General features: G+C 28.1%; 4 protein-coding genes. All 4 read right to left on the bottom strand.

Going from position 1 to position 3,738, the window contains the following annotated elements; genetic code table 11:
- Window positions 1–237: 237 nt before the first annotated feature.
- Window positions 238–810: a hypothetical protein gene (locus Q0C58_RS01760; protein ID WP_290696692.1), complete on the bottom strand. Its 573-nt coding sequence runs from the start codon at window positions 808–810 to the stop codon at window positions 238–240.
- Window positions 811–812: 2 nt separating this feature from the next.
- Entirely contained in the window at window positions 813–1,307 is a 495-nt protein-coding gene (locus tag Q0C58_RS01755; RefSeq protein ID WP_290696691.1) for an RNA polymerase sigma factor, read from the bottom strand.
- On the bottom strand, window positions 1,297–2,172 hold the full coding sequence (locus Q0C58_RS01750; RefSeq protein ID WP_290696690.1) for an alpha/beta hydrolase: 876 nt from the start codon (window positions 2,170–2,172) through the stop codon (window positions 1,297–1,299). Before Q0C58_RS01750 ends, Q0C58_RS01755 begins: the two co-directional genes overlap by 11 nt.
- Window positions 2,173–3,051: 879 nt before the next feature.
- Window positions 3,052–3,630, bottom strand: a complete 579-nt coding sequence (locus Q0C58_RS01745; protein ID WP_290696688.1) for a hypothetical protein — start codon at window positions 3,628–3,630, stop codon at window positions 3,052–3,054.
- Between the last annotated feature and the right edge of the window lie 108 nt (window positions 3,631–3,738).

Genomic DNA, 3,738 nt, shown 5'->3' with positions numbered 1-3,738 from the left:
TTTAACGATTCAAAATTCAGACAATAAATTCATTTAGTTTATTTTTATTTACTGAATTGTTGTTTTTCATCGATGAGTTGGTCAAATAGTTGCCAACGTGTTTGTATAAGATTAGTTGCGTGATTTAAGCACTAAAGTTAGCAAATAAATCACAGATAGAAAGTCCGCGGGGACTTTCGTAAGTAGGCTAAAACCAAGCAATTAATTTTATACGTTGTTAGGCACTGGCAATTATTTTCATAGGTTATCAATAAATTCAATTAAAGGTAGTATTTCTTTATTGTTTTCCTTTTTCCTTTTTTCTATTAAATAATATATAAGAAGTAACATTGCACTTGATAATATTAAATGACCAATAATTCTAGATATTAATGATATATTAAACTTTTCTAAAATATCAATATAGCCAAAGTTTAAACCTGAAATTAATAAAAAAGCGTAAATCCACATATACCTTGATGTAGTCAATATTCTTTCTTTTAGTTTAGAAATAAGAGTTTCAGCATATTCTTGATTATTCAGCATATTTTTATTGGTTGAACTAAATTTACTTTTATATGTTTGAAGAAGTATCATTAACATACCTATGCTAATCAGAGTAATTGATATTAAATTATAAATATTAGTAAAAACAGGAAGAATCGTTAACAATAAAATTATCGTTAATGGAATAGAAATTAGTAATGTAATTCGTTCTAATTTCCCTTTCTTCTCTAAATTATTAATATGTTTTAATAGTCCGTTTATATCTATTGGTGTTGATTTCTCTACTTTCCATAGATTTTTCCAATCTGTTATATCTTGTTCCATATTTATTTAAGTTTTTTGTTAAGAGATTTTTTGATTCTACTAATTCGTACGCCAACATTTGAAATACTTATTCCTGTAATATTTGATATTTGAGCATAACTGCACTCTTCTAAAAGTAAACCTATTATGATTCTATCTATTTCTTTTAGTGTTGATATGGCTTTATAAAGATTTTTTATTCTTTGTTCATTAACTGATGTTTCAAAATTTTCGATTTCGGTTGGTTGTTCTATTGCTTTGAAATCTCTATTTTTTTTGTTTAATTTATTTTCTTTATTAAGCGTAAATAATGCTGTGTTGGTTGTAATTCTATATACCCAAGTGTTTATATTACTTTCGTTCCTAAAATTCTCTAAATTCCGCCATATTTTAATTAATACTTCTTGGTATAAATCATCTGCGTCTGATTTATTTCCCATAAAGCCTAAACAGAGCCTGTAGATTTTATCTTTTAATTGTTCGTAGATTTGTTGGAAATATTGTTCTTTATTTTTCATAATCTATAAAAGACTTAACTAAACTTATAAACCATTTAGGTTCGTCCCACATTATAAAGTGTTTTGCTGTTTTTGCAACTTCTATTTTACAGTTTTTTGCTTTTAAAAATTGATTTTCATAGTTTTTCTGCACAATCTCTTTTGTTATTCCGTAATCTTTTGCTCCATACCAACTTCCAAATACAAGCATAGGTATTTTTACTTTTTCTATATCATTCCTTAAATCGGTTGTCATAATCTCATACATTGCTTGAGCAACTGTTTTTCTGTCCGATTGTAACGACCATTCAGTCGCTGTTTTAATATTCACAGAATCAGTAACCATAGTAGTCATTGTCTTTCTTTGCTGTTGAACGAATAGGCTATCGGAAGTTGAAAGAACCATTTCTTTCATCATTTTCGCTTGTGGAATTACATTTTCTATTGTAGCGTTTGAATTGAAGGCTAATGAATAAAAAGGATATGAATCGACAATAATTATTTTTCTTAATAATGTAGGTTGAGAACTTGCAATTGAGAGTGATAAAAAACCACCCAAACTGTGTCCAATTAATATTGGTTTTTGATTAAGTTCATTCAGAATATATTTAGTGATTTCTTTTTTTATAACTGATAAATACCCTTTTTCAAGCGAAATTGCTTTTTGATTCGCAAATCCTGCTAAAGTTAAAATATGACATTCGTATTTTTTTTCTAATGTGTCTGTTGTTTCTTTCCAGACTTTGCCAGAAGAGGCTAATCCAGGAATTAAAATTATTGGGTTCCCTTTTCCTTTAATCTCAACGTTAAAAGAATATTTTTCAGATTGTGAGTAGGTTGTAGTTTGATAAAAAAAGATAATTAATAAAATGGCTAATTTTCTCATTGTAAATATTTTTATGATTTACTCTTTAGATTAGCAAAAGAAGTTTTTATTACACTTTTTCTTGTTTTTTTCTACGTTAATGATTTTTAGGGTTTCGTGAGTGCTTGTGCCTAACGGTTAGTATATGGTTTGTTAAGAGATTTGATTACTGTATTATTGATACAGTAATAAACTCTATGTATAAATTCATTTTTAAAATTACTACTTAAAAATTAATTTATACAATAGAGTGGTGACTGATTTTCACAACACTTTTTTTTAAAGTCACCATAAACTCTTAATGAACTATATACGGTGTTCTGAAATGTGCCTTAACTTCTCCTTAATAGGCACTATAGTCCTTAGGATCTTTCCTATTATTATTTTCACTGCCTTGGCTGTTGCTTATATAAAACGGTGACTTATATGAGTTGCAGCCTGTAACGTAACCCTTTTAAATGAATTTTGTAGAAATATTTCTTAAATTATAGTTATATACTTGACTTTGTGAATTTTAACAGCTACCTTTATCGTAGCTTAAAAGTACTGTAAGTGAGTCTTCACTTAGAATAGCGAGCTCTCCACATGAGAGATCAACAGTACTTTGTCACTAAGGCTAGTATATAAATATATCCTATCTTTTCTACAAAACAAACAAATTCTAATAGATCCTAATGGATTTTTTAGAACGGAATTGTATAAGAATAGTAGGGCTGAAAATAGACAGTTACCATTCGGTTAAACACAAGCCGAATTTTTAAATTTTTCTTATTATCTTTTTTTCTCAATAAGCCAAATTTAAAAATTTGGCGACTTCGCAAAAGTGCACAAGTCATTGAATTAAGCAACTAATTGCCCTATTATTTTTATACGTTGTTATCTCTCGTTTTTTCGCGATTTCTATTTCCGCAATAGTTCTTTTTCAATATCCACAATTGAGTCATTTGGCAAATAAAAAATTTGTCGACCAGCTGACCAAACCTCTACATTTAAAATTCCGTAATCTGCATTAAATAAGAATGCTCCGTTTGCGTCATCATAAGATTCCACTAAATCATAAAGGTCAAATGGATATTTTGAAATATTCTTATTTAAATACTTTTCTGATTCTATTATGTGATGTTTATCTCCTACAATATAAATTGACTTGTTGTATTTGACAAATTGTGTTGAACCATAATTGTCAAGTGTATCTTTTGGGTCAATAAATCTAAAGGTAATTGTTGAGTCACGTTCGGTTCTATTTAGAATTAGATTTACTTTTCTTTTCAGCACATACTTTTCCCAATTCAAAGTGTCAAGTCCATAAGAGTATAAAACTCGGTTTTGTTCTGACTTAGAAACTATACTTTTTTCACCTTTAAAATATTTCGCATCTGTTTTTGTTCCCATAATCGAAATTCCGAAAATAGTTATTCCAACAAAGACCAAAACTCCTATTGAAATCAAAATTAATAATATGTTGAGTGTTTTTTTCAAATGAGAGATAACGGTTCAGTATAAGAAAAGTAGGGCAGTTGTAAGCGATACTTTTCGGATTATGCTAAAGCCGAATTTTTATATTTTGTTATTTATCTTTTTTCGTTT

Origin of the sequence: Lacinutrix sp. (genome assembly GCF_023299985.1) — a bacterium.
GTDB lineage: Bacteria > Bacteroidota > Bacteroidia > Flavobacteriales > Flavobacteriaceae > Lacinutrix.
This window is presented reverse-complemented; position numbering and strand designations above follow the sequence as displayed.